Source organism: Halorubrum sp. SP3 (genome assembly GCF_005435195.1).
GTDB lineage: Archaea > Halobacteriota > Halobacteria > Halobacteriales > Haloferacaceae > Halorubrum > Halorubrum sodomense.
The window spans coordinates 1-675 of sequence record NZ_SGTU01000218.1 but is presented as its reverse complement, the minus strand read 5'-3'; the positions used below and the strand labels follow the sequence as shown (position 1 = coordinate 675).

1 protein-coding gene is annotated in these 675 nt (G+C 55.7%); it reads right to left on the bottom strand.

Annotated elements, in window-relative coordinates:
• Positions 1–27: 27 nt before the first annotated feature.
• Positions 28–456: a TRAM domain-containing protein gene (locus EXE42_RS16295; protein ID WP_137706991.1), complete on the bottom strand. Its 429-nt coding sequence runs from the start codon at positions 454–456 to the stop codon at positions 28–30.
• Between the last annotated feature and the right edge of the window lie 219 nt (positions 457–675).

The following is a 675-nucleotide window of genomic DNA, read 5'->3' as shown; positions in this document are numbered from 1 at the left end:
CAGTAACCAACTCAGTGTCAAGCTGAATTACTGGGCCTGGCGAAGGTTTCGATCAACGACCGTGGCGAACGCAACGTTATCCTGTACTTGCTCGATCTCGACAGTGACCGTTTCACCGAGATCCGTATCCGGAACGATCACTACGTAGCCACGATCCACCTTCGCGATGCCATCTCCCTGATCGCCAATACTCTCGATGTCAACCTCTCGTGTCTCGCCCACAGAAACCGGCGGTCCAGTTGGCTCAGCAGGTTCCGTCGGCGGTTCTGGGCTCGATGCGGCATCACCAGGTGTCGTTGTCGATGACGCTGGCGAGAGTAGCGCTACACGGACAGACTCCTCGACTTCGAGCGATCCCGTCTCGATTTCTCGGGCTGGCACCGACAGATAGTACTCTCCGTCCCGTTCCTCGACAGTCGCAGAATACAGTGTCTGAAGCTCCTCAGAGATTTCCATGGTGATATTTCCTATCTTACGTTCTTCAACTTGAGATTACGGGTCTCTCCGTATGGGTGGCTGCGTCAGATTTAGTGGTTAACCAACGCCGGATCGATATCGTCGGAATTGTTGGTTAACACCGATGTCTAATTGACAACCGAACCACGCTCGGTGATGCCCCCGCCCGGTACCGAGACTGGCGAGGCCCACACCTGGGGGCAAGACGAGCAGGTCACC

What these genes read in the sequence shown, in the direction of transcription:
- EXE42_RS16295 (WP_137706991.1), bottom strand. Translation starts at nt 456, where the DNA reads ATGGAAATCTCTGAGGAGCTTCAGACACTGTATTCTGCGACTGTCGAG.